This window comes from Metabacillus sp. B2-18, assembly GCF_021117275.1.
GTDB lineage: Bacteria > Bacillota > Bacilli > Bacillales > Bacillaceae > Metabacillus.
This window is the reverse complement of record NZ_CP088245.1, coordinates 3,328,035-3,351,518: the sequence shown is the minus strand read 5'-3', so window position 1 is coordinate 3,351,518 and position 23,484 is coordinate 3,328,035. Positions and strand designations below refer to the sequence as shown.

General features: G+C 36.4%; 28 protein-coding genes. 26 read left to right on the top strand and 2 right to left on the bottom strand.

The features are described from left to right. The first annotated feature begins 25 nt into the window (after positions 1 to 25). The 3 genes from LPC09_RS17060 to LPC09_RS17050 all read left to right on the top strand — a co-directional run bounded on the left by LPC09_RS17060 (position 26) and on the right by LPC09_RS17050 (position 3,026). A complete protein-coding gene (locus LPC09_RS17060; RefSeq protein WP_098796014.1) occupies positions 26 to 1,033 on the top strand; it encodes an ABC transporter permease in 1,008 nt (335 codons plus the stop codon). A gap of 20 nt (positions 1,034 to 1,053) precedes the next feature. Then, on the top strand, positions 1,054 to 1,953 hold the full coding sequence (nikC, locus tag LPC09_RS17055; RefSeq protein WP_098796015.1) for a nickel transporter permease: 900 nt from the start codon (positions 1,054 to 1,056) through the stop codon (positions 1,951 to 1,953). A gap of 185 nt (positions 1,954 to 2,138) precedes the next feature. Further along, positions 2,139 to 3,026, top strand: a complete 888-nt coding sequence (locus LPC09_RS17050) for a patatin-like phospholipase family protein (protein ID WP_098796016.1) — start codon at positions 2,139 to 2,141, stop codon at positions 3,024 to 3,026. Here the strand turns inward: LPC09_RS17050 and LPC09_RS17045 are convergent. Together LPC09_RS17045 and LPC09_RS17040 are read right to left on the bottom strand one after the other, a co-directional pair. After that, positions 3,023 to 3,403 (bottom strand): SA1362 family protein, encoded by a 381-nt coding sequence (locus tag LPC09_RS17045; protein ID WP_098796017.1) that lies wholly within the window; start codon positions 3,401 to 3,403, stop codon positions 3,023 to 3,025. The genes LPC09_RS17050 and LPC09_RS17045 overlap by 4 nt on opposite strands. A 43-nt stretch (positions 3,404 to 3,446) precedes the next feature. Continuing rightward, positions 3,447 to 4,391: a DUF1385 domain-containing protein gene (locus LPC09_RS17040; RefSeq protein ID WP_098796018.1), complete on the bottom strand. Its 945-nt coding sequence runs from the start codon at positions 4,389 to 4,391 to the stop codon at positions 3,447 to 3,449. 467 nt (positions 4,392 to 4,858) lie between these two features. Between LPC09_RS17040 and LPC09_RS17035 the strand changes: the two genes are divergently transcribed. From LPC09_RS17035 to LPC09_RS16925, 23 genes are all read left to right on the top strand, one after another. Further along, positions 4,859 to 5,392, top strand: coding sequence for a YqhR family membrane protein (locus LPC09_RS17035; RefSeq protein WP_231307870.1), 534 nt, complete (start codon positions 4,859 to 4,861; stop codon positions 5,390 to 5,392). A gap of 173 nt (positions 5,393 to 5,565) precedes the next feature. Beyond that, positions 5,566 to 6,000: a type II 3-dehydroquinate dehydratase gene (aroQ, locus tag LPC09_RS17030; protein WP_231307869.1), complete on the top strand. Its 435-nt coding sequence runs from the start codon at positions 5,566 to 5,568 to the stop codon at positions 5,998 to 6,000. Between the two features lie 3 nt (positions 6,001 to 6,003). Further along, positions 6,004 to 7,065: a M24 family metallopeptidase gene (locus tag LPC09_RS17025; RefSeq protein ID WP_098796020.1), complete on the top strand. Its 1,062-nt coding sequence runs from the start codon at positions 6,004 to 6,006 to the stop codon at positions 7,063 to 7,065. A gap of 116 nt (positions 7,066 to 7,181) precedes the next feature. Beyond that, entirely contained in the window at positions 7,182 to 7,739 is a 558-nt protein-coding gene (gene efp / locus LPC09_RS17020) for an elongation factor P (protein ID WP_098796021.1), read from the top strand. Positions 7,740 to 7,844: 105 nt separating this feature from the next. After that, entirely contained in the window at positions 7,845 to 8,126 is a 282-nt protein-coding gene (locus tag LPC09_RS17015; RefSeq protein WP_231307868.1) for a YqhV family protein, read from the top strand. A gap of 98 nt (positions 8,127 to 8,224) precedes the next feature. Continuing rightward, on the top strand, positions 8,225 to 9,145 hold the full coding sequence (spoIIIAA, locus tag LPC09_RS17010; RefSeq protein ID WP_098796023.1) for a stage III sporulation protein AA: 921 nt from the start codon (positions 8,225 to 8,227) through the stop codon (positions 9,143 to 9,145). Further along, positions 9,142 to 9,657, top strand: coding sequence for a stage III sporulation protein SpoIIIAB (gene spoIIIAB, locus LPC09_RS17005; protein ID WP_231307867.1), 516 nt, complete (start codon positions 9,142 to 9,144; stop codon positions 9,655 to 9,657). The genes spoIIIAA and spoIIIAB overlap by 4 nt, the downstream gene beginning before the upstream one ends. A gap of 23 nt (positions 9,658 to 9,680) precedes the next feature. Further along, positions 9,681 to 9,887 (top strand): stage III sporulation protein AC, encoded by a 207-nt coding sequence (spoIIIAC, locus tag LPC09_RS17000; RefSeq protein WP_026558844.1) that lies wholly within the window; start codon positions 9,681 to 9,683, stop codon positions 9,885 to 9,887. A 13-nt stretch (positions 9,888 to 9,900) separates the two neighbouring features. Further along, a complete protein-coding gene (spoIIIAD, locus tag LPC09_RS16995) occupies positions 9,901 to 10,293 on the top strand; it encodes a stage III sporulation protein AD (protein ID WP_176551010.1) in 393 nt (130 codons plus the stop codon). A 132-nt stretch (positions 10,294 to 10,425) separates the two neighbouring features. Then, positions 10,426 to 11,631 carry a stage III sporulation protein AE gene (gene spoIIIAE, locus LPC09_RS16990; RefSeq protein ID WP_231307866.1) on the top strand — a complete coding sequence of 402 codons (1,206 nt, stop codon included), beginning with the start codon at positions 10,426 to 10,428 and terminating at the stop codon, positions 11,629 to 11,631. Between the two features lie 14 nt (positions 11,632 to 11,645). After that, positions 11,646 to 12,296, top strand: coding sequence for a stage III sporulation protein AF (spoIIIAF, locus tag LPC09_RS16985; RefSeq protein WP_231307865.1), 651 nt, complete (start codon positions 11,646 to 11,648; stop codon positions 12,294 to 12,296). Further along, positions 12,289 to 12,948 (top strand): stage III sporulation protein AG, encoded by a 660-nt coding sequence (gene spoIIIAG / locus LPC09_RS16980; RefSeq protein ID WP_231307864.1) that lies wholly within the window; start codon positions 12,289 to 12,291, stop codon positions 12,946 to 12,948. Before spoIIIAF ends, spoIIIAG begins: the two co-directional genes overlap by 8 nt. Continuing rightward, on the top strand, positions 12,949 to 13,614 hold the full coding sequence (locus LPC09_RS16975; RefSeq protein WP_098796029.1) for a SpoIIIAH-like family protein: 666 nt from the start codon (positions 12,949 to 12,951) through the stop codon (positions 13,612 to 13,614). 267 nt (positions 13,615 to 13,881) lie between these two features. After that, entirely contained in the window at positions 13,882 to 14,379 is a 498-nt protein-coding gene (accB, locus tag LPC09_RS16970) for an acetyl-CoA carboxylase biotin carboxyl carrier protein (RefSeq protein ID WP_098796030.1), read from the top strand. 12 nt (positions 14,380 to 14,391) lie between these two features. Further along, positions 14,392 to 15,744 (top strand): acetyl-CoA carboxylase biotin carboxylase subunit, encoded by a 1,353-nt coding sequence (accC, locus tag LPC09_RS16965; protein WP_098796031.1) that lies wholly within the window; start codon positions 14,392 to 14,394, stop codon positions 15,742 to 15,744. A gap of 49 nt (positions 15,745 to 15,793) precedes the next feature. Then, entirely contained in the window at positions 15,794 to 16,177 is a 384-nt protein-coding gene (locus tag LPC09_RS16960) for an Asp23/Gls24 family envelope stress response protein (RefSeq protein WP_098796077.1), read from the top strand. A gap of 392 nt (positions 16,178 to 16,569) precedes the next feature. Next, positions 16,570 to 16,962, top strand: a complete 393-nt coding sequence (gene nusB, locus LPC09_RS16955; protein ID WP_098796032.1) for a transcription antitermination factor NusB — start codon at positions 16,570 to 16,572, stop codon at positions 16,960 to 16,962. A 27-nt stretch (positions 16,963 to 16,989) separates the two neighbouring features. Further along, entirely contained in the window at positions 16,990 to 17,847 is an 858-nt protein-coding gene (folD, locus tag LPC09_RS16950; RefSeq protein ID WP_098796033.1) for a bifunctional methylenetetrahydrofolate dehydrogenase/methenyltetrahydrofolate cyclohydrolase FolD, read from the top strand. A 95-nt stretch (positions 17,848 to 17,942) separates the two neighbouring features. Continuing rightward, the gene (xseA, locus tag LPC09_RS16945; protein WP_231307863.1) at positions 17,943 to 19,295 is read left to right on the top strand and encodes an exodeoxyribonuclease VII large subunit; all 1,353 of its coding nucleotides are present in this window, start codon (positions 17,943 to 17,945) and stop codon (positions 19,293 to 19,295) included. Continuing rightward, positions 19,288 to 19,542: an exodeoxyribonuclease VII small subunit gene (locus LPC09_RS16940; protein ID WP_098796035.1), complete on the top strand. Its 255-nt coding sequence runs from the start codon at positions 19,288 to 19,290 to the stop codon at positions 19,540 to 19,542. Before xseA ends, LPC09_RS16940 begins: the two co-directional genes overlap by 8 nt. Continuing rightward, on the top strand, positions 19,539 to 20,423 hold the full coding sequence (locus LPC09_RS16935; RefSeq protein ID WP_231307862.1) for a polyprenyl synthetase family protein: 885 nt from the start codon (positions 19,539 to 19,541) through the stop codon (positions 20,421 to 20,423). The genes LPC09_RS16940 and LPC09_RS16935 overlap by 4 nt, the downstream gene beginning before the upstream one ends. A 299-nt stretch (positions 20,424 to 20,722) precedes the next feature. Then, positions 20,723 to 22,624: a 1-deoxy-D-xylulose-5-phosphate synthase gene (gene dxs, locus LPC09_RS16930; RefSeq protein WP_231307861.1), complete on the top strand. Its 1,902-nt coding sequence runs from the start codon at positions 20,723 to 20,725 to the stop codon at positions 22,622 to 22,624. Beyond that, positions 22,621 to 23,466 carry a TlyA family RNA methyltransferase gene (locus LPC09_RS16925; protein WP_098796037.1) on the top strand — a complete coding sequence of 282 codons (846 nt, stop codon included), beginning with the start codon at positions 22,621 to 22,623 and terminating at the stop codon, positions 23,464 to 23,466. Before dxs ends, LPC09_RS16925 begins: the two co-directional genes overlap by 4 nt. Positions 23,467 to 23,484: the final 18 nt, after the last annotated feature.

Sequence of the window (23,484 nt, the reverse complement as noted above, 5' to 3'; positions counted from 1 at the left end):
GTTTCTACAAAAAGAGGTGAGCAATATGTTTTCTTATACAGTCCGTCGTGTTTTTTCACTTATACCCGTATTGTTTGGAATGACATTAGTTGTGTTTGCAATCATACGTGCTATACCAGGTGATCCAGCGCAGGTTATTCTTGGACAAAAGGCTACGAAAGAGGCCATTGCTACATTAACGACAGAACTAGGATTAGATAAACCATGGTATATCCAATATGTGGATTATATAAAAGCACTTTTGACAGGAGATCTTGGAACCTCACTTAGAACAAGAGGTCCAATTAATGAGGAAATTTGGCCGTACTTAGCTGCAACGATTGAACTAACAATTGTGGCAATGATAATCGCTATATTTATAGGGGTAAATGCAGGTATTATTAGTGCATGGTTCTCAAATTCATGGTTTGATTATTTAGCTATGATCTTGGCGTTAGTTGGTGTATCAATGCCAATTTTCTGGCTTGGTTTAATGGAGCAATGGGCGTTTTCGATAGAGTTGGGTTGGTTGCCTTCAACAGGAAGAGAAGATGTTAGGAACCCGATAACCGCCATAACGAATATTTATATGATCGATACCTTATTACAAGGCAGGACAGATCAATTTGTTCAGGTACTACAGCACATTATCCTTCCGAGTTTGGCATTAGCTACAATACCGATGGCGATCATTGCAAGAATGACTCGTTCTACGATGTTGGAAGTAATGAAATCGGATTATATTCGTACAGCTAGAGCAAAGGGTCTAAGAATGTTCTGGGTTGTTTATAAACATGCTTTAAAAAATGCTATTATTCCAGTTTTAACTGTAATCGGTTTGCAAACAGGTTTGTTATTAGGTGGAGCGATTTTAACAGAAACGATTTTCGGTTGGCCTGGAATTGGTCGTTATTTATACGATGCAATCGGTTATCGTGACTATCCAGTAATACAATCAGGGATCTTAGTTATTGCAGCTATTTTTATCTTAATCAATTTAATCGTCGACTTATTATATGCTGTCGTTGATCCACGTATAAAATATCATCAATAATAAGAATGGGGGGATAAATCGTGGCAGAGTTAGCAAAAAACACTCCAAATCCTTTAAATACAGCTGTAGAGGAAGAAGTAACACCACCTTGGAAAGAGGCGTGGAGATCCTTCTGTAAAAACAAATTGGCACTAGTTGGCCTTGGAATTGTTATCTTTTTTATCATTCTGGCCATACTTGCGCCTGTTATTGCTCCTTATGGCTTTAAGGAACAGGAATTGTCAAAACGACTGTTAGCACCATCAAGTGAGCATTGGTTTGGAACAGATGATTTTGGGCGTGATATTCTCTCGAGAATTCTCTATGGTGCTCGAATTTCACTATGGGTTGGTTTCTTTTCTGTGTTAGGTTCTGCAATTTTTGGTACACTTTTAGGAATTATTGCAGGCTATTATGGACGCTGGGTAGATTCAATTATTTCGAGAATTTTTGATATTATGCTTGCTTTCCCTAGTATTTTATTAGCAATAGCTGTAGTGGCTATCCTTGGACCATCTTTACAAAATGCTTTAATTGCAATTGCTATTATAAATATTCCTAACTTTGGTCGTCTTGTTCGATCAAAGGTTTTGAGTGTTAAACAAGAAGAGTATATTATGGCAGCAAGAGCAGTAGGTATGAAGGATAATAGAATTCTATTTAGACATATATTGCCGAATAGTATGACACCGATCATTGTACAAGCAACACTAGCTATAGCAACTGCTATCATTGAAGCAGCGGCTCTAGGTTTCCTTGGATTAGGAGCACAAGCACCAAATCCGGAGTGGGGAAAAATGTTGTCAGATTCTAAGCAGTACCTTGTACAAGCGCCTTGGACGCTTTTCTTTCCTGGATTGGCGATCATGTTAACCGTTTTAGGATTTAATTTAATGGGTGATGGTTTAAGAGATGTTCTTGATCCAAAAATGAAACAATAATATTTAGAAAAATCCCTTTTGTTGAAAAGGGTTTTTTCTTTGTGTTCATATTTTGAAGCTAGTTATTTTAAAAGGGTTGTCTCTAGATTTCTGTACATTGAGTTAATGATGACCCCTAAATCATGATTGATGGTCTATTTTCATTTGCCCGCTCTTACACTATAAGAGGGAAGGGGAGAGGCCGATTGAAAATTGATGGAGTTTTCTCAGGTGGTGGTATTAAAGGGTTTGCTCTCATTGGTGCCTATCAGGTAATTGAAAAAAGGGGTTATCAGTTTAAAAGACTTGCTGGTACGAGTGCAGGTTCTATTATTTCTGCTTTTATTATTGCAGGATATACAAGTGATGAAATATTAAAGATAATGGATGAAGTAGATTTGAAAATGTTTTTAGATGAACGAAAATTTCTTCTGCCTTTACCATTTACAAAATGGCTCTCATTATATTGGAATCTAGGGTTATATCGAGGCAATAAATTAGAGGAATGGCTATGTCAGAAATTAAGGGACAGAGGTATTTCTACGTTTGCTGATATAGCACCAGGGAGTTTAAGAGTTATCGCTTCTGATTTAACTAATGGAAGGTTGATGGTCATACCTGATGATCTCCATCAATACGGTATTAATCCACAATCCTTTTCAGTGGCAAAGGCCGTGCGCATGAGCTGTAGCTTACCTTATTTTTTCGAGCCTGTTAAGTTGAATACTTCTAAGGGAGCTACTATTTTTGTAGATGGAGGAGTTCTTAGTAATTTTCCAATTTGGCTATATTATCACCAAGATAAGCCGTATAAAACAAGGCCTATTCTTGGCATAAAGCTTAGTTATAGTGAAAAAGAGCGACCAAAAAAGAAGATTAATAATGCTATTGATTTATTTGGAGCATTGTTTGAAACAATGAAGGAAGCACATGATGGGCGGCATATTTCAAGACGACATGAAAAAGATATTGTGTTTATCCCTGTTGAAGACATTGTAACAACAGAATTTGAATTAAATGAACAAAAAAAACTAGCCCTTATAGAGCTAGGTAGAAACAGAACCGACGAATTTCTAAAGAAGTGGTCTTTTTAGAAAAACGCTCTGTTTTTCTTTTTGCCTTTTTTTCCTTCAATGACAGTTAAATGTGAAGGAGTTTGTTTTTTCTTTTTGATTGCAGAGGATTTTCTTGCTTTTTTAGCTTGTGAAATGTTTTTGACATTAGAAGACTTAGTGCTACGGTCGTCAAAACGTCTTTTAGATTGCTTTGCAGCTTTCATATAAGAGGAATGTTCTCTGCCCATTCTTCTTCTTGAAAATAATCGATAAACAAGATAGATTAAACCAGCAATAGCAGCATAGATGGCGATTTGTTTCAAAAGCCATACAGGATCAGATACTAAGGTTGTAATAAAACCAATAACCCCTAAAGAGATAACAATCATGACAATCCAATTCACACGACGATTCATTTGACCACCTCCAAGAAAAGATACCAATCAAAGTAGATTACGATTAAACAATTTGTTCTGTAGATGTTTCTGTCTCTTTTTCCATCCGAATTAATTCGTTAAAGCTTGCAATCGCAACTTCAACTTGATCGTTTGTAGGTTCCTTCGTTGTTAACAGCTGTAACCAGAGTCCTGGGTATCCTAAATAGCGTAACACTGGTATTTCACGAACCTTATTCGTTAGCTGTAACACCTCGAAGGAAATACCTAATACAACAGGAATCAAGGCTAGTCTGTTCACGATTCGCAGCCATAGAGGGTCAGTCGGAACAAGAGTGTAAACAAACACACCAACAATCACAGTAAATAAAATAAAGCTACTACCACATCTGTAATGCAACCTGGATTGACCTTGGACATTTTCTACTGTTAATTCCAAGTTGTTTTCATAAGTATTAATTACTTTATGCTCTGCCCCGTGGTATTGAAACACCCTCCTAATTAAAGGTGTAAAAGATATAGCATATATATATGCTAGTAGTAACATAAGTTTGAAAGCGCCTTCTAAGAGAATTTGCCCGAAATCTGATGGTATAAGGGGGCGGAAAAATTCTGCTAAAAAAACGGGTAGAAGAGTAAAAATGACTTTTCCGAAGAAAAATGAAAGTACCCCAACAGCTGCAATTCCCAGCCACATCGTAAGCTTTGAGTCATTCTTTTTCTCAGCTAACATTTTTTCATCATTTTCAGGATCTACTTCAAAACGTTCAGTAGCAAAATTTAGATGCTTTGAACCATTTGCACTTGCTTCGATAATGGCAATAATACCTCTTAAAAAGGGGATTTTTTTAAGTTTTGATAAAACAGATTGATTTTTTCTAGGTAAATGAAAATAATCAATTGAGTTATCGTTTCGACGAATTGCTGTTACATAATGATGCTTACCACCAAACATAACACCCTCGACAACAGCTTGCCCACCATATGCAGGCTTGTTTTGATTTGACATATGACACCAACCTATCTATTCCTAATTCTTAATTAAAGTAAACAACGCCTAATACAATGTTTAGCTATTATCTCTATAATACAGAATTTAAAAGGAAACCTCTAGAGCGATGTTTAGAAATGAACAATATGATTGCGACTTTCTTATTCTGTTCATGGTTGGATATTTTGTCAAAATAAAAACTTAGCCCCCATGTCATCTTCGTTAGTGTAACCAATTGCTTGGAAAACATTCCTTTATTTACATTATACCCATGCTTTTTCCTGCTAGACATGGAATTTCCATTTTATTTGAAAATTATCTCGACTTGGTGCACATAAACTTACCTAGCTCATCTTTGTTGTAAAAGATTTTTTCGTGCACCAATAACTCTAATACAGTTTTTTAATTTCTTCATCAAAAAACTGTATTTCTAAAAACATGGACAATCAAAAAATTGGACATAGTAATAATGGAGGTGTTGGAAAATGGCGGATAAAAAGAAACAAAATGATGATGAACAAAAGCTGGAAGATAATCCTAAATTAGAACAGAACAAGAAAGAAGAACCAATGTCAACGATCGGAAAAACAATATCTACAGGTTTTGTTGGAGGAGTATTTTGGAGCTTGCTAGCATATTTTTCTTATTTTTTAAATTTTACGGAGGTTAGTCCAAACTTAATTCTTCAGCCATTCGCATTAGGAGATTGGAAGGATGGCACTTTAGGGCAACTAATAAGTATCGTTATCCTTGGTCTTGTATCTATCGGTGTGGCATTAGCTTATTTTGCTTTACTGAAACGATTTAAATCCATGTGGATTGGTGTTGCATTTGGTGGAGCCTTGTGGGCATTGGTTTTCTTTGTGTTAAATCCAATCTTTCCTAATTTGGATACGGTTTTTGAACTACCACGTGGAACTGTTGTTACTACATTATGTCTTTATATTTTATATGGTGCATTTGTTGGTTACTCGATTTCATTTGATTATAATGAATTCCAAGCGAATCCGGAAAGCTGAAGGAAACATTAGTAGAGATATGTTTAGATATGATAGAATGTTCATGTGATGAACATTCTTTTTTTATACTATTATGTATAAGCTTATTTGTTAATTGCATTGTGAAGTGTGCTTCTTTGCGATATTAACAGACTAGTTTAACTTAAGGATTAACTGTGAGGTGTAGGGGAGTCATGAAGGTTTTAGTTATTAATGGTCCAAATCTAAACAGGCTTGGATTAAGAGAACCTGAAATATACGGTTCAAAAACATTAACCGATCTGGAGAAAGACCTTTTAACAATTGGTGAAAAAGTAAATTGTGTGGTTACATGCTTTCAATCAAATCATGAAGGTGATTTAATTGATGCGATTCATGAAGCGAGTGAGCAATATCATGGTATTGTTATAAACCCTGGTGCTTTTACACATTATAGTTATGCAATACGTGATGCGATTGCGAGCATCTCTATACCAGTCATTGAAGTACATATCTCAAATATTCATGCAAGAGAGGAATTCAGACATACATCTGTAACAGCACCGGTTACAGTTGGGCAAATTATTGGACTCGGCTTTAAAGGATATGAGCTGGCGATATTAGCATTAAAAGAACGAATTGGAGGCTAAAATATGAAACTTGAAAAAATTCGTCAACGTTTTAAAGAATTATCAATTGACGGTCTTTTAATAACGAGCAGTTATAATAGAAGATATATGACTGGTTTTACCGGTACGGCTGGTGTGGTAGTCATTTCAGGAGACAAAGCAGTTTTTATAACAGACTTCCGTTATACAGAACAAGCAGCAAAGGAAGTTGAAGGCTTTGAAATTGTTCAGCATACTGGTCCAATTATTGAGGAGGTAGCAAATCAAGTTGAAAAGCTTGGTATAAAACGACTTGGTTTTGAACAAGATTCTTTAACTTATCAATTATTTTCTTCGTACAAAGAAGCATTAAAGAGCAGTGAATTTATTCCAGTTTCAGGTGCTGTGGAAAAGTTACGCTTGATTAAGTCACCAGCAGAGATTAAGATATTAAAGGAAGCTGCTGAAATAGCGGACGCGGCTTATAAGCACATTTTAACTTACATAAAACCAGGGTTAAAAGAAATTGACGTGGCAAATGAGCTTGAATTTTTTATGAGAAAAAACGGAGCAGTTTCATCATCTTTTGACATCATTGTAGCCTCAGGTTATCGCTCGGCTTTACCTCATGGTGTAGCGAGTGAAAAGGAAATTGAAAAAGGTGATTTTGTAACACTTGACTTTGGTGCATACTACAAAGGATACTGTTCAGATATTACTAGAACGTTTGCAGTAGGTGAACCAAGTGATGAGCTTAAGAAAATCTATTCGATTGTTCTAGAGGCTCAATTACGAGGCATGAGCGGCATTAAGCCAGGTTTAACTGGTAAACAAGCAGATGCCTTAACACGTGATTACATAAAAGAGCAAGGATATGGGGAGTACTTTGGGCATTCTACCGGACATGGTCTTGGTATGGAGGTTCATGAAGGTCCAGCCCTATCCTTTAAATCGGATACAATTCTTGAGCAAGGGATGGTTGTCACGGTTGAACCGGGTATCTATGTAGCTGGCCTTGGTGGAGTAAGAATTGAGGATGATACAGTAATCACGGAAAAAGGAAATGAGTCTTTAACTCATTCACCGAAAGATCTTATTATTTTATAATAGTATAAAATTTTGTGATAAGTTTTGGTGTCTAGCTCCAGCGCTTTTCTTATAGAGAATGATGTAAATATTCGTTTACCATTCCTTATTTATATATCACTAGGAGGATTTTTTAAATGATTTCAGTAAATGATTTTCGCACAGGTTTAACAATCGAGGTAGACAACGGCATTTGGCGTGTAATGGATTTCCAACACGTAAAACCTGGAAAAGGAGCAGCGTTTGTTCGCTCAAAATTACGTAACTTACGTACAGGTGCTGTTCAAGAAAAAACATTCCGTGCGGGTGAAAAAGTAGCAAAAGCGCAAATTGAAACACGCAGAATGCAATATTTATATGCAAATGGTGACCAACATGCGTTTATGGATACAGAAACATATGATCAAATTGAATTAAACTCATCTCAAATTGAGTATGAATTAAAGTTTCTTAAAGAAAATATGGAAGTTCAAATTGTGATGTTTGGTACAGAAACTCTAGGGGTGGAATTACCAAATTCAGTTGAACTAGAAGTAACAGAAACAGAACCTGGTATTAAAGGAGACACTGCTTCTGGTGGAACTAAACCAGCTACTCTAGAAACTGGTTTAACAGTTCAAGTTCCATTCTTTATCAACCAAGGTGATCGCTTAATCATTAACACAACTGAAGCTTCTTATGTTTCACGTGCATAATTTAATATAGTAAGGAAAAGAGATGCAGAGTATGCATCTCTTTTTTTCTGTCTAATTTTTCGCTTTGCAGCATATGTTGTACAAACTGTGTTTTAGGAGGACAACATGAAACGAATATTCTCTCATATTGATTCTACTGTTATGACAATGGCTGGACTGAGGTTTTTATCTGCTTCAATTGAACTTACAGCTGCGATATTAATGCTTGTCTTTAATGATGTAAAGAAGGCTGTTACGATCAATTCTTTGTTAGCAATTGTAGGTCCAGTCATTTTTATTGTAACAATGACGATTGGAATCTTTCACATTGCTGATCAATTATCTTATGCCAAATTATTATTTATCGGTCTTGGGGTGTTTTTTATCTTATTTGGAATTTATAAGTGAACGCGTCTACTTCCTACAAAACATTATGTAAATAAGTAATGATTATGGTCAAGCCTGCATACATTAGAGTAACGAATAGGTTAATAGGAGGAAGCGAAATGAAGGAAATGATAGAAATGCTTCCGGAATCGATTAGCAAAGAACTTGTGAAGCTTCACCCTGCAAGTCTGTCTCGAATAGAAGAAATCCGAATACGTGTTATGAAAAGAGTTGAAGTGATTATTGCTGGAAAGCCTGTCTTTCTTTCTTATAACACAACCTATGAGGATTCAATCAATCTATTAAATGAGCTAAGTCATTACTCCATTTACACATTAGAGGATGAACTAAAAAAGGGTTATATAACCGTCCGAGGAGGACATCGAGTCGGTTTATCTGGACGAGTCATTACAGAAAATGGACGAGTTAAAGCCATTCGTGATGTAACATCGTTTAATATCCGAATTGCAAAAGAAAAGATAGGTATCGCTGAGAAATATATTCCCTATCTTTATCAACAAAAATGGTTGAATACATTAATTATTGGCCCTCCTCAAACAGGAAAAACGACTCTATTAAGAGATTTCGCTCGCTTAATTAGTAATGGGTATCAACAAATTGAATCAAAAAAAGTAGGAATTGTTGATGAAAGATCGGAAATTGCCGGGTGTGTAAAGGGTGTTCCGCAGCATCAATTAGGTGAACGTGTGGATGTTCTTGATGCTTGTCCAAAGGCTGAAGGAATGATGATGATGATCAGGTCAATGAGTCCTGACGTGTTGGTTGTTGATGAAATTGGTACGTTAGAGGATGCAGAAGCTGTAATGGAGGCTGTTCATGCTGGAGTTCAATTATTTGTAACGGTACATGGATATCGTGCAAGTGAGTTGTTGAATCGCCCAAGCTTAAAAGCGTTATTCGAAGCCAACGTCTTTGATCGTTATGTAGAGCTGACTAGAAGGGATGGCCCAGGAACGGTTCAACAAATAGTAAACAATCATGGTCAACACTTACTAAAAAAGGAAGTGTTGCATAAATGATTAAATGGGTAGGTGCGATCCTCATTGTCATTGCAACAACCTGGGTGGGTTTAGAAGCGGCAAAGCACTTGAGTCAAAGAACGAGGCAACTAAGGCAGCTTAAGGTTGCTTTACAATCACTGGAAGCAGAAATTATGTATGGTCATACCTCTCTTATTGTTGCGTCCCAAAATATCTCAAAGCAGCTGCCTAAGCCGTTATCATGGTTTTTTGAACAGTTTGCTAAAAAGTTGGTTAAGGGTCATACAAGTGTCAAAGGGGCTTGGGAGGAGAGTCTTCAAGAAATTTGGCGTTTTACAGCATTTAAGCAAGGAGAGTACGAAGTCCTTAAGCAATTTGGGGAAACCTTAGGACAGCATGATCGTGTTTCACAGCAGAAGCATATAAAATTAGCCCTTTCTCATTTAGAAAGAGAAGAAGCAGATGCCATTGACCGTCAAAATCGCTATGAAAAAATGGTGAAAAGTTTGGGTGTATTATCAGGATTACTTTTAGTTATTTTATTGATGTAGAAGTGGAAGGGAGTCGTCTTTAGGTGGGTGTAGATATTAACACGATCTTTCAAATTGCCGGGATAGGAATCGTCGTTGCATTTCTTCACACAATTTTAGATCAAATGGGAAAAAAAGAATACGCACAATGGGTTACACTCATTGGCTTTATTTATATCTTATTCATGGTCGCTTCCATAGTAGATGATCTATTCAAGAAGATAAAATCTGTCTTTCTTTTCCAAGGGTAAGGGGGCGACAACTATCGAAATCATACAAATCGTCGGACTAGGGCTAATTGCAACCTTTCTCGCCCTTATTGTAAAAGAACAAAAGCCGACCTTCGCCTTTATGCTTGTTGTGTTTGTCGGCTGTGTTATTTTTCTGTTTTTAATAGATCAGGTGTATGAAATCGTTAGGATGGTAGAGAGAATTGCATTTAATGCAAATGTAAATCTCATTTATGTAGAGACTATTTTGAAAATCATTGGAATTGCTTATATCGCAGAATTTGGTGCACAGATCACGAAAGATGCTGGACAAGGTGCTATCGCATCTAAGATTGAATTGGGTGGGAAAATTCTGATATTAACAATGGCGATTCCTATTTTAACTGTCATTATTGAAACAGTCCTTGGGATGATACCTGGAACTTAATTTTTATCTCATACAGGGCTACAGCGCCCTAAAAACTATCTCTGACCTCTCAACATAAGAAAACATCCACGAATTAACTAGGAATCACTACAATTATTACTCTATTTGACATGTTTTAGTGGAGGTGTGTGAATGAGAGCATTTCTTTATATCTTACTCTTTGTTTCTATTTTTCTTGCGATCCCAATAAGTGTACAAGCCTCCACGACAGCACCTCAGGAAACGGAAGATCCGGAAATGGAATTGAATGCAGAAACATTTGTAAATGAACAAGTTGAGAAACTTGATGTCACCGATATTAAAACATATTGGGATGCGGTAATGACGGAATACGGGGGATTTTTACCAGAAAGTCAGAAAGGAAGCTTGCTTCAATTTTTAAGTGGTGAAAAAGAGCTTTCCTTTCAAGAATGGATGAAGGCATTTCTCAAGTTTTTGTTTCATGAATTAATCGCAAATGGAAAGCTGCTTGGTACATTAATATTATTAACCATCTTTAGTATGCTGCTTCAGTTGCTGCAAAATGCTTTTAACCAGAGTACTGTTAGTAAAGTTGCATACGCATTGGTATACATGGTGTTAATAATTATTGCATTGAACAGTTTCCATGTTGCGATTGAATATACAACTAATGCAATCGAGTCAATGACAAATTTTATTTTAGCTCTTATACCGTTGTTATTAGCCTTAATGGCTTCATCAGGGGGAATCATTTCAGCGGCATTTTTCCACCCAGTGATTATTTTTTTAATGAACACTAGTGGATTATTAATCCAAAATGTAGTTTTACCACTTCTATTTTTATCGGCTTTATTAAGTATTGTTAGTACGTTAACAGATCAATATAAAGTAACTCAGCTAGCGGGACTTTTAAGAAATATAAGCATCGGCTTACTAGCTTCATTTCTAACAATCTTTCTTGGGGTGATATCCGTCCAGGGTGCATCTGCAGCTGTGTCAGATGGAATCACCATTCGTACAGCAAAGTTTATTACTGGAAATTTTATACCAGTACTAGGTCGGATGTTTACTGATGCAACTGATACAGTGATTAGTGCTTCAGTTTTATTAAAGAATACAGTAGGTGTAATCGGGGTAGCGATTCTTTTATTTATTGCCGCATTTCCGGCGATTAAAGTATTATCTCTAGCATTTATTTATAAATTTGCTGCATCTATCCTTCAGCCGCTTGGCGGAGGTCCGGTTATCACCTGTTTAGATATTATTAGTAAAAGCGTTATTTATATCTTTGCAGCACTAGCAATCGTTTCTCTCATGTTTTTCTTGAGTTTAACTGTCATCATTGCTGCAGGAAATCTGACAATGATGATGCGGTAAAGGAGGAATCTACGATGTCATTTTTAACAGAATGGATTACCAATATTATCGTATTTATTTTGCTGGCTGTTGTTATCGACCTGCTTCTACCAAATTCATCTATGCAGAAATATGCGAAGATGGTTATCAGTTTATTGTTAATCATTGTCATTATTAATCCAATCTTTAAAATATTTTCTGCAGATATGAATGACGTTTTGAATGATTTCCGATTACAAGCTTCTTCAGAAGGTGAAACCGGAAAAAATTTAATAGAATTTCAGAAAAAAGAAATACAAGCCTCACAACGTGCATATATTTTAAAACAAATGGCTGTCCAAATGAAAACGATGGCAGAAGAGGAGCTGGTGCAAAGTTATGATGTCATGATTGATACGATCCACCTTTCCGAAAACGAACAAGTAGAAGAAATCAATTCTCAAAAAGACTTGCAACATATTCAGGTCATCTTAAAACCAAATGTAGTAAAAGAAGCTGCAGAGGATGGGTCGGTTGAAGTTGTTCAACCTGTCTCCATTGATACGACAAATGAATTAGTAAAAGAAGAGCAAGTGGATGAAGTTCAAGTAGCGAAAATGACAGCATCATTAGCTGAAATTTGGGAAGTTGAAGAAGAAAAAATCTCAATAGACTTGGAAAGGGGGGAGGAGTCATTAAATGAGTAATAAAGAAAGCTTCATTGATAAGCTAAAGTCAATGCTTGGTCAGTCAGATTCTAAAAAACCATCTAAATATCATTATTTTATTCTCGTATTTGTGCTAGGCGTAGCATTCATGCTGTTTAGTAATCTCTTTACAAGTAGTGAGGATTCTGTACAAAATGCACTACCGGTCACATCTAGTACCGAAGGATCTGAAAGTACAGAAGTGTTTAAGCAGGCAAAGGGTGATACGACTGGCTCCATCTCTGATTATGAGGCTGAATACGAAAATCAATTAAAAGAAGTGCTTGAAACTGTCTCAGGTGTAGGAAATGTACATGTTGTTGTAAATGTCGATTCAACAGCAAAGAAAATAATTGAAAAAAACAGCGTTTCCCAAAGCCAAAAAACAACAGAAACTGATCGTGAAGGTGGGAAACGAGAAGTGGAAGATCAATCAATTGATGAACAAGTTGTTATCATCCAGGATGGTGAAAAAGAGACTCCAATTATTGTTCAAACACAAAAGCCGGAAATCCGCGGGGTTCTAATTGTAGCTGAGGGTGCTGACAACATTCACATAAAAAAAACAATAGTAGAGTCAGTGACACGGGTGCTGGGAGTACCTAGCCATCGTGTAGCTGTAGCATCGAAAAAAATGAAGGAGGATGAATAGATGATGTTGAAAAAACAAACAGTTTGGTTATTAACAATGTTAAGTTTAGTGGTGGTATTATCAGTTTATTATGTAACATCTCCTGAAGGTGGAACAAGTAATATCGTGATGACAGGAGAAGACCAAGAAGTTAGTGAAAATGCAACAGCTGAAGAAGCTACCGAAGAGCAACCTGCAGAAGAAGAAGGAACTGAAGGTGAGAAAACTGAGGGTAAAGCAACTGAAGGCGAAGGTGCAGAGGCAGGAGAAGAAGCTGACATTCAAACAGAAGAGTTAGAAGATGGAACAGTAATCTCTAGTGTTTCTAGCGATGAGTTATTTACAGATTTACGTATGCAATTAGATGATCAACGTAATGAGATGAAAGAGCAATTGCAGGCTATTGTAGCTAGCAATAACGCCTCAGCGGAAGAAAAAAGTGATGCTTATGACGAAATGGAAGCTTTAAATGATGCAGCTCGTAAAGAAATGCTTTTAGAAACTTTAATCAAATCAAAAGGTTTTGAAGATGCTTTAGTACGTGCTGAAGGAAATGATGTAAAAATTACGATTAAAGCAGAAGAACATAGCAAGACAGCTGCAAATGAAATCATGCTACTTGTAAAAGATGAAATGGAAAACATGGAAGATGTTATCGTGACATTTCAGCCAGTAAGAGATAAATAATCTAAAAAGTAACAAGAAAGGTTAGCACTAAAGAATAGGGTTGACCTTTTTTTGTCTCGTACCGTTTTTGGAAACGCTAAAATATAGCACAATAGTAAAATAAATCTACTTATTCCCGGTAGAAACGAAAAGAAATGGGTAGAATTATTGTTGAATTTCTTCTCACATGTACTGTAAGATGGTATTATGGGACTAAGTTTTAGTACTAGATTATAAATTAGCAGATCATGTATTTACATGATCAATGAATTAAAGGGGTGCCTAAGCATGCTAAAAATACAAGAAATAAGAGAAATGATTAAATTAATTGATCAATCTTCTATTAATGAATTTACATTCGAACAAGATGGTTCCAAAATAAAAATGAAAAAGCAATCACACGAAGTTGAAACAGTTGTAAGAAATGTGGTAGCAGCTCCAACTGTGGAAGCAGCGTCAACACAATCACAACCTGTCCCGACTCAACAGCCTGTGCAAGAGGCTCCTGCACCAAAAACAGAAGAGCCTAAAGCAGACACATCAAACTTACATAAGATCACTTCTCCAATGGTAGGAACATTCTATGCAGCTTCTTCACCAGAAGCAGGAAATTATGTATCAGTTGGTTCAAAGGTGACGAATGATTCTGTAGTATGTATTGTAGAAGCGATGAAACTCTTTAATGAAATCGAAGCTGAAGTAAAGGGTGAGATCGTTGAAATACTGGTTGAAAATGGACAACTAGTTGAATATGGTCAACCTTTATTCTTAGTTAAGCCTGAATAAGGAGCATAAAATATGATTAAGAAAATACTAATTGCCAATCGAGGAGAAATAGCTGTTCGAATTATTCGTGCATGCAAAGAACTTGAGATCGAAACTGTAGCTGTATTTTCCGAAGCAGACCGTGAAGCTTTACATGTGCAGCTTGCAGATGAAGCATATTGTATCGGACCAACCGCTTCAAAGGACAGCTACCTAAACTTTACGAATATTATTAGTGTAGCAAAACTAACTGAAAGTGACGCAATTCATCCTGGATATGGATTTTTAGCTGAAAATGCTGATTTTGCAGAGCTTTGTAAAGAAGTAAACATCATTTTTATCGGACCAAGCGCAGAAGCAATTTCAAAAATGGGAACAAAAGATGTTGCGCGCGAAACAATGCGTGAAGCTGGAGTACCGATTGTACCAGGTTCAAGAGGAATTATTGAAAGTATTGATGATGCCAAAAAACTAGCAAATGAGATGGGATATCCTGTTATAATTAAAGCTACAGCTGGTGGTGGCGGAAAAGGGATTCGTGTTGCACAAGATGAGCAAGCTTTAGTAAAAGGCATCGAAATTACTCAGCAAGAAGCTGCTACAGCATTTGGGAATCCTGGTGTATATATTGAAAAATACATTGAAGATTTCCGCCATGTTGAAATCCAGGTGTTAGCAGATAGCCATGGTAACACAATTCACTTAGGTGAGCGTGATTGCTCTATCCAAAGAAGACTTCAAAAGCTAATTGAAGAAACACCATCTCCTGCGTTAACTGAAGAAATTCGAGCACAAATGGGTGATGCAGCGGTAAAAGCTGCAGAAGCTGTTGCGTATACTGGAGCAGGAACAGTTGAGTTTATTTTTGACCATGTGAATAAGAAGTATTACTTTATGGAAATGAATACGCGTATTCAAGTGGAACACCCAGTAACAGAAATGGTAACTGGAATTGACTTAATCAAAGAACAAATTAAAGTTGCTTCTGGTGAAAAATTGTCTGTAACACAAGAAGAAGTTACTTTTAATGGGTGGTCAATAGAATGTCGTATTAACGCAGAAAATCCTGAAAAGAACTTCATGCCGTCACCTGGTAAGATTCAGATGTACTTGCCGCCAGGTGGGTTGGGTGTTAGAGTGGACTCAGCGGTGTATCCTGGTTACTCTATTCCACCGTATTATGATTCAATGATTGCGAAGCTTATTACTTACGGTGCAACTAGAGAAGAAGCGATTTCTCGAATGAAGCGTGCATTAAGCGAATTCGTCATTGAGGGAATCTCAACAACCATTCCATTCCATTTAAGATTGCTTGAGCATGAAAAGTTTATAAGTGGAGATTTTAATACGAAATTCCTAGAATTGCATAAGGTTATGGAGTCATAAAATTACTCGGAGGTGCTGATTCTTGAAAGATACTAATAATGTTTTAGAGATGAATCCTGAAAACAACGGTTTAGGTAAGGTCGAGATTGCTCCTGAGGTAATTGAAGTCATTGCAGGTATTGCGGCTTCGGAAATTGAAGGAGTAGCATCAATGCGTGGTAATTTTGCTGCAGGTGTTGTGGAGAGACTGGGAAAGAAAAATCACGGAAAAGGTGTAAAAGTTGATTTAACTGAGGAAGGAATTATTATCGAAGTATACTGCGTCATGATCTTCGGAGTTTCCATTCCAACTGTTGCCCAAAAAATTCAAGACAATATCCGCCAAGCGTTGTTAAATATGACCGCATTAGAAGTGAATGAAGTAAACATTCATGTTGTTGGTGTTCAATTTGAGACAAAAGCAAATGAAGTAGAAGTAGACCAAGAAATGTAATGCTCTAATTCTAAATAAAGATATACATGTCTGTGAGCCAAAGGACCTTCCTTTGGTTTCTTTTTTTGTATGATAGGATGTAAGGATTATTGGTAAGTGTGCTAGAAAAACCAGGGTTAAAGCCAAGTTTTTCTAGCATGAATTCGGTATCATATGATTATAGATTCTCTAGGACTGGTTATATTGATAGTAGAACAATTTTGAATGCTTTACATAAACGTATAGATAGAAAAGATAATATCGAAGAAACAACGAATGTTTTTTGAGAAAAAAGCCTTTTCATTCGGGAATTCCTAAAAAACAGGTGATTTCTGAATGAATATGTTTGTGAGATATGTTATGATCACATTATGACATTCGACATTTTTTAACATTAAAGGAGCAAGTAAAGGATGAAACGAAGAACAGCAAGAGAAAAGGCCCTTCAAGCGCTTTTTCAAGTGAATGTAAGTAATACAGATCCCAATGAAGCAATTGAACATGCTTTAGATGAAGAACGTTCTAATGAATTTATGAATCAACTTGTTTTCGGAACAATTGAGCATGAAAAAGAGCTTGATGAGCTAATAAGTCCTCATCTTGTAAATTGGACAATTGATCGCTTGGCAAACATTGATAAAACCATTCTTCGTATGGCTGCCTATGAGCTAAAATATGAACAAGATGTACCTGCTAATGTGACAATTGATGAAGCAGTGGAACTTGCAAAAGCATTTGGGGATGATCATTCTAGCAAGTTTGTTAATGGTGTTCTTTCTAAAATTAAACAAAATTTAGAGATTTAATTAGGGATAATTGAGGAGGAATAAGGAATGGCTGCAACGATAATTGATGGTAAAGAGTTATCTAAAACAAAAAGAAGTGAGTTGGCTGTTGAGGTAGAACAAATTAAAGCAAAAGGCTTGCTACCGAAACTTGTTGTTATTTTAGTAGGGGACAATCCAGCATCACTCTCTTATATTAGAGGAAAGCAAAAAGCTGCTGAGGAAATCGGTGTAGGGTTTAAATTAGAACATTTCCCTGAAAGTCTTTCGGAAAATGAGCTGCTTGATGTGATCGAAAGCTATAATAATAATGATGAATATCATGGTATTTTAGTTCAGCTTCCGCTTCCGGTACATATTAATGAAACAGCTGTTGTAGAGAAAATTTCACCTCAAAAAGATGTTGATGGCTTCCACCCAATTAATATCGGTCGCATGATGACAGGGCAAGAAACATTTTTACCATGTACACCTGCTGGTATTGTAGAAATGATAAAATCGGTCGGCGTAGAAATGGCTGGCAAAAACGTGGTTGTTGTTGGAAGAAGCAATATTGTTGGAAAACCTGTTGGACAACTATTATTAAATGAACATGCAACAGTAACTTATTGTCATTCAAAAACAAAAGATTTAACTTCCTATACAAAGGAAGCAGATATTTTGGTGGCTGCTGTTGGACGAGCTAATTTTATTAAAGGCGATCAAATTAAACCAGGTGCGGTTGTCATTGATGTTGGTGTTAATCGTCTTGAAACCGGAAAATTAGTAGGGGACGTTGTTTTTGACGAAGCTAAAGAAGTTGCAAGTTATTTAACTCCTGTTCCAGGTGGAGTAGGTCCAATGACAATTACTATGCTTGCGCATAACACTGTTCAATCTGCCAAGCAATTTCTAGAAACGAAATAAGTAACTTATAATAAGAAATTCAAAAAAAGGGCAGAATGGAACTTCATATTCTGTCCTTCCTTCAATTTTTTTTGTTAAGGGAAGGAGGCAGGCAAATGAATGAACCAAAATATGTAACTGTTACAGCTTTAACAAAATATATCAAACGTAAATTTGATGTTGACCCACACTTGTCAGACATTTGGATTAAGGGGGAAATCTCAAACTTTAATTTACATAGCCGTGGTCATATGTATTTTACTCTAAAAGATGAAAAAGCACGAATTCAAGCAGTTATGTTTGCTGGGGCAAATAAATCATTAAAGTTTCGACCAGAGAATGGTATGAAGGTATTAATGCGTGGGGAAATTTCTGTTTATGAACAAAGTGGTGGCTATCAAGTTTATGTAAAGGAAATGCAGCCAGACGGAATCGGTAGCTTATACCTAGCATACGAGGAGTTAAAGAAGAAGCTTCAAAAAGAAGGACTTTTTGATGAAATACATAAAAAAGCCATACCAAAATACCCGAATCAAGTTGGAGTCATAACTTCACCAACTGGAGCGGCCATACGTGATATATTAACAACAATAAACAGGCGTTACCCTCTAGCTAAAGTAATCCTCATTCCAGCCCTTGTTCAAGGTGTACAAGCCGGTGCTTCGGTTGCAAAAGCCATTAAAACTGCCAATAAACTAGGAACATTGGACGTTTTAATCGTTGGACGAGGTGGTGGTTCTATAGAGGAGCTTTGGGCCTTTAATGAAGAAATTGTGGCAAGAGAGATTTTTGCTTCAAATGTGCCAATTATCTCTGCTGTGGGTCATGAAACAGACTTTACAATTGCTGACTTTGTTGCAGATTTACGAGCCCCAACCCCGACAGGTGCAGCAGAGCAAGCTGTTCCGCACGCCAGTGATTTGATTGATCGTGTGTTAGACCGGAAAAATAGGGTCAAACGAGCTTTACAAGAGAAGGTAAATTCTCAGAAAGAAAAGCTGAATCATTACCGAAATTCTTATGCATTTCGTTATCCAAAGCAGCTTTATCTACAAAAAGAACAGCAACTAGACACAATTATGGACCGATTATCTAAAGAAGGTCAACGAACAATAAAACGCAAAAGGGATAACTATATGTATTTGCAAAACCGTTTGACTCAAGTGCATCCAAAAGATCAAATTAAAAGATCAAATCTAGAGCATGAAGCTTTACTTAAAAAGCTAAACAGGGAAATGAGTACATTGATAACACATAAACAGTCGCAATTTCAAGGAACACTTGCTAAACTAAATGCATTAAGTCCTTTAAAGATTATGGATCGTGGATATAGTCTTGTTTATCAAGATGACAAGCTCATAAAAAGCGTAGATGATATAAAAACAGGGCAAAAACTGAAAGTACAATTAAAAGATGGTCAGATTGATTGTCAAGTTCAGGGGATAGAGGAGCGAACAATACATGAGTGATGAAAAGCAAACTAAAAATGAAGAAGTTTCATTTGAAACTGCAATGCAACAGTTAGAAGAAATTGTTGGTAAGCTTGAAGAGGGTGATGTTCCTTTAGAAAAAGCAATTGAATATTTTCAAAAAGGAATGGAACTTTCAAAGTTATGTCATGATAAGCTTCAGCATGTTGAAAAACAAATGGACTTTATTTTACGTGAAGATGGAGAGCTAAAGCCATTTGAGCTTCAGGAGGAAGAAAAATCGTGACAAATATGTTAAACGATTTTTTAATAACAAGAAAACAAAAGATTGAAGAGGTACTCCCTTCTTATATAAAAGAACTTCAAACTCCAAAAACTTTACAAGAGTCAATGATTTATTCGCTAGAAGCAGGTGGGAAGCGCTTACGACCGATTTTAGTTTTAGCTGTGCTTCATACATATAATAAACCTGAAGAACTAGGCTTGGCGACTGCCTGTGCAATCGAAATGATTCATACTTATTCATTAATACATGATGATTTACCTTGTATGGATGATGACGATTTAAGACGAGGAAAACCAACAAATCATAAAGTATTTGGTGAAGCAATAGCTGTGCTAGCTGGTGATGGATTATTAACTCAAAGCTTTGCCCTAATTGCAAACGATCCAACTTGTTCAGCTGAACAGAAGCTTAGACTAATAACTGAACTTGTTAAAGCATCTGGTGCAGAAGGAATGGTTGGTGGACAAGTTGCTGACATGGAAGGCGAAGCAAAAAAGTTAAGCATAGAAGAGCTTCAGTCTATTCATGAAAACAAAACAGCAAAACTACTCGCTTTTAGTATTATTGCTGGAGCTATATTAGCTGAAGCTCCAGAAGAAGATATTAACAAGCTACGAGAGTTTTCCTATCATGTTGGAATTGCGTTCCAAATCCGAGATGATATTTTAGATCTAGAAGGAAACCAAGATAAACTAGGAAAGCCCGTAGGCTCTGATACGGTTAATGAAAAAACAACATATCCTTCACTCTTAACGATGCAAGGAGCAAAAACAAAGCTTGAGGATCACATTACAAAAGCAAAACAACTAATAAAAAGCCTGTCTGTTCCATCTGAATTATTAGAACAAATGTGTGACTTAATTGCCAAAAGAGATCATTGATTAAAAACCGTTTCCGTTTGGTAACGGTTTTTTTTTAGATATCTTTATTTTGCATAATGATTAAACGTTTTCAAGCTTAATAAAAGTCAATTATATACATAAATCATTGTAATTATAGCATTTTTATGGTAAGTTTTTTTTGCTTGCAAAACGTTACGATTTTCAAAGACAGAGAATGATTGAATTCTTAAAAACGTTTTCAAATATTAGATATATACGTTAAAATAGATAGACAAGAATATAATAGAAGTAATGAAATCGACTAGAGAATCAAACTGAATTGAAAGTGAGTGATCCATTTGGATCTTCTATCCATTAAAGACCCTAGCTTTTTAAAAACATTATCTAACAATGAACTCGAAAAACTTAGTGCAGAAATTCGTCAATTTCTTATAGAAAAATTATCTGAAACAGGTGGGCATATTGGACCTAATTTGGGTGTTGTTGAATTAACAATTGCCCTTCATAAAGTGTTTGATAGTCCTCAGGATAAATTTATTTGGGATGTTGGTCATCAATCTTATGTTCATAAAATCTTAACTGGTCGTGCTGGTGATTTTGATACGTTACGCCAATATAAAGGACTTTCTGGATTTCCAAAACGTGATGAAAGTGAACATGATGTATGGGAAACCGGTCATAGTTCTACATCACTTTCCGCTGCAATGGGGATGGTGATTGCAAGAGACATTAAAAAATCTAAAGAACATATTATTCCAATTATTGGAGACGGTGCCTTAACAGGTGGGATGGCCCTAGAAGCATTAAACCATATTGGACATGAGCAAAAAGATATGATTGTTGTTTTAAATGATAACGAAATGTCGATTGCTCCAAATGTTGGGGCACTTCATAATGTCCTTGGAAGACTCCGTACAGCTGGCAAATACCATTGGGTTAAAGATGAGCTGGAATATCTATTGAAGAAGATTCCTGCAGTAGGTGGGAAGCTTGCGGCTACAGCTGAACGAGTGAAAGACAGCTTAAAGTATATGCTAGTTTCAGGCGTCTTTTTTGAAGAACTAGGCTTTACTTATTTAGGTCCTGTTGATGGACATAACTATGATGATTTGTTTGAAAATCTTCAATATGCTAAAAAGACTTCAGGGCCTGTCTTACTTCATGTCATTACCAAGAAGGGTAAGGGGTATCAACCTGCAGAATCTGATAAAGTTGGCACCTGGCACGGAACAGGTCCATATAAGATTGAAACGGGTGACTTTGTAAAACCAAAAGTAATAGGTCCTGCTTGGAGTAAATTAGTAAGCGATACAGTTCAAAAACTTGCACGTGAAGATGAACGAATTGTAGCTATTACACCAGCAATGCCTGTTGGTTCTAAATTAGAAGCTTTTGCTCAGGAATTTCCTGATCGTATGTTTGATGTTGGAATTGCTGAACAGCATGCCGCTACAGTAGCAGCAGGTCTGGCGACACAAGATATGAAGCCGTTTTTAGCGATATACTCGACTTTCTTACAAAGAGCTTATGACCAGGTCGTTCATGATATTTGTCGTCAAAACTTAAATGTTTTCATCGGAATTGACCGAGCTGGTTTAGTTGGTGCTGATGGTGAAACACATCAAGGTGTATTTGACATTGCTTTTTTACGACATGTTCCAAACATTGTCGTTATGATGGCTAAAGATGAAAATGAGGGACAGCATTTAGTTAATACGGCACTTAAATATAATGATGGTCCGATTGCGCTTCGCTATGCTCGAGGAAATGGTATAGGTGTAGCAATGGACGAAGAGCTTAAAGTAATTCCGATAGGTACTTGGGAAGTGTTAAAGCAAGGTACGGATGCTGTTATCTTAACTTTTGGCACGACAATTGAAATGGCAATGGAAGCTGCCGCAATCTTAGAGAAACAAGGAAAATCAATTCGAGTTGTAAATGCACGTTTCATAAAACCTTTAGATGAAGAAATGCTACATGAAATTTTTGCTGAAGGAATCCCTATTTTGACAATTGAAGAAGCTGTTCTTCAAGGTGGTTTTGGAAGTTCTGTACTTGAATTTGCTCAGGAACATCAATATACGCAAACTGCTATTTCAAGAGTCGGTATTCCAGATCGATTTATTGAACATGGAAGTGTATCTAAGCTTCTTGAGGAAATCGGGATGACGACTGAACATGTAGTTAACAAATTAGATACTATGATTCCTAAAAAAGAAAAAAAGGTACTTCGCTCATGAGTAAAAAAGAAAGAGTAGATATCCTTCTTGTAGAAAATGGTTTGTTTGATACAAGAGAAAAAGCAAAGCGTGCAATAATGGCAGGTCTTATATATGGTAATGAAGAACGATTGGAAAAACCCGGTGAAAAAGTATCAAGAGATGTTGTATTAACAATAAAAGGTCAAACCCTTCCTTATGTAAGTCGTGGTGGCTTAAAACTGGAAAAAGCAATAAAGGAATTTGATATTAATGTTAGTGACAAAATTATGATTGATATCGGCTCATCGACAGGTGGATTTACAGATTGTGCCCTCCAAAACGGTGCAAAGTTATCTTATGCACTTGATGTGGGGTATAATCAATTAGCTTGGAAACTTCGACAAGATGAACGTGTTGTTGTTATGGAGCGAACAAATTTCCGCTACGTAACTCCAGCTGATTTTGAAAAAGGAATGCCAGAGTTTGCATCCATTGATGTTTCATTTATTTCTTTAAGACTTATTTTTCCTGTTCTTAAAACAATTTTACGTGCAGAAAGTGATATTATTGCTCTTGTAAAACCTCAGTTTGAGGCTGGAAAAGAATTTGTAGGAAAAAAAGGTATTGTTCGTGATCCAGAGGTTCATGAGCATGTTCTAAAAGAAATGATGGAATTCGTCCTAAAGGAAGGGTATGACATTCTCAACCTTTCATTTTCCCCGATAACGGGAGGAGATGGAAATATTGAGTTCCTTCTTCATATAAGATGGGAAGGTAATCAGGAAAAAGGAACAAATACTTTTCAAAAATCAGCAAAACAAGTAGTAGAAGAAGCACATGCCACACTAAAAGAAAAAAGGCAAAGTGATAAACAGGATTAATAGCCCTAGCTATTTTCC

Coding starts and splice junctions, on each gene's coding strand:
- accB (WP_098796030.1), top strand. CDS start 13,882: ATGCTAAAAATACAAGAAATAAGAGAAATGATTAAATTAATTGATCAA.
- LPC09_RS17035 (WP_231307870.1), top strand. CDS start 4,859: ATGGCGGATAAAAAGAAACAAAATGATGATGAACAAAAGCTGGAAGAT.
- accC (WP_098796031.1), top strand. CDS start 14,392: ATGATTAAGAAAATACTAATTGCCAATCGAGGAGAAATAGCTGTTCGA.
- LPC09_RS17045 (WP_098796017.1), bottom strand. CDS start 3,403: ATGAATCGTCGTGTGAATTGGATTGTCATGATTGTTATCTCTTTAGGG.
- LPC09_RS17025 (WP_098796020.1), top strand. CDS start 6,004: ATGAAACTTGAAAAAATTCGTCAACGTTTTAAAGAATTATCAATTGAC.
- LPC09_RS17060 (WP_098796014.1), top strand. CDS start 26: ATGTTTTCTTATACAGTCCGTCGTGTTTTTTCACTTATACCCGTATTG.
- spoIIIAA (WP_098796023.1), top strand. CDS start 8,225: ATGAAGGAAATGATAGAAATGCTTCCGGAATCGATTAGCAAAGAACTT.
- nusB (WP_098796032.1), top strand. CDS start 16,570: ATGAAACGAAGAACAGCAAGAGAAAAGGCCCTTCAAGCGCTTTTTCAA.
- spoIIIAG (WP_231307864.1), top strand. CDS start 12,289: ATGAGTAATAAAGAAAGCTTCATTGATAAGCTAAAGTCAATGCTTGGT.
- LPC09_RS17040 (WP_098796018.1), bottom strand. CDS start 4,391: ATGTCAAATCAAAACAAGCCTGCATATGGTGGGCAAGCTGTTGTCGAG.
- efp (WP_098796021.1), top strand. CDS start 7,182: ATGATTTCAGTAAATGATTTTCGCACAGGTTTAACAATCGAGGTAGAC.
- spoIIIAF (WP_231307865.1), top strand. CDS start 11,646: ATGTCATTTTTAACAGAATGGATTACCAATATTATCGTATTTATTTTG.
- LPC09_RS16925 (WP_098796037.1), top strand. CDS start 22,621: ATGAGTAAAAAAGAAAGAGTAGATATCCTTCTTGTAGAAAATGGTTTG.
- xseA (WP_231307863.1), top strand. CDS start 17,943: ATGAATGAACCAAAATATGTAACTGTTACAGCTTTAACAAAATATATC.
- LPC09_RS16975 (WP_098796029.1), top strand. CDS start 12,949: ATGATGTTGAAAAAACAAACAGTTTGGTTATTAACAATGTTAAGTTTA.
- spoIIIAB (WP_231307867.1), top strand. CDS start 9,142: ATGATTAAATGGGTAGGTGCGATCCTCATTGTCATTGCAACAACCTGG.
- LPC09_RS17015 (WP_231307868.1), top strand. CDS start 7,845: ATGAAACGAATATTCTCTCATATTGATTCTACTGTTATGACAATGGCT.
- aroQ (WP_231307869.1), top strand. CDS start 5,566: ATGAAGGTTTTAGTTATTAATGGTCCAAATCTAAACAGGCTTGGATTA.
- LPC09_RS16960 (WP_098796077.1), top strand. CDS start 15,794: ATGAATCCTGAAAACAACGGTTTAGGTAAGGTCGAGATTGCTCCTGAG.
- folD (WP_098796033.1), top strand. CDS start 16,990: ATGGCTGCAACGATAATTGATGGTAAAGAGTTATCTAAAACAAAAAGA.
- spoIIIAE (WP_231307866.1), top strand. CDS start 10,426: ATGAGAGCATTTCTTTATATCTTACTCTTTGTTTCTATTTTTCTTGCG.
- LPC09_RS16940 (WP_098796035.1), top strand. CDS start 19,288: ATGAGTGATGAAAAGCAAACTAAAAATGAAGAAGTTTCATTTGAAACT.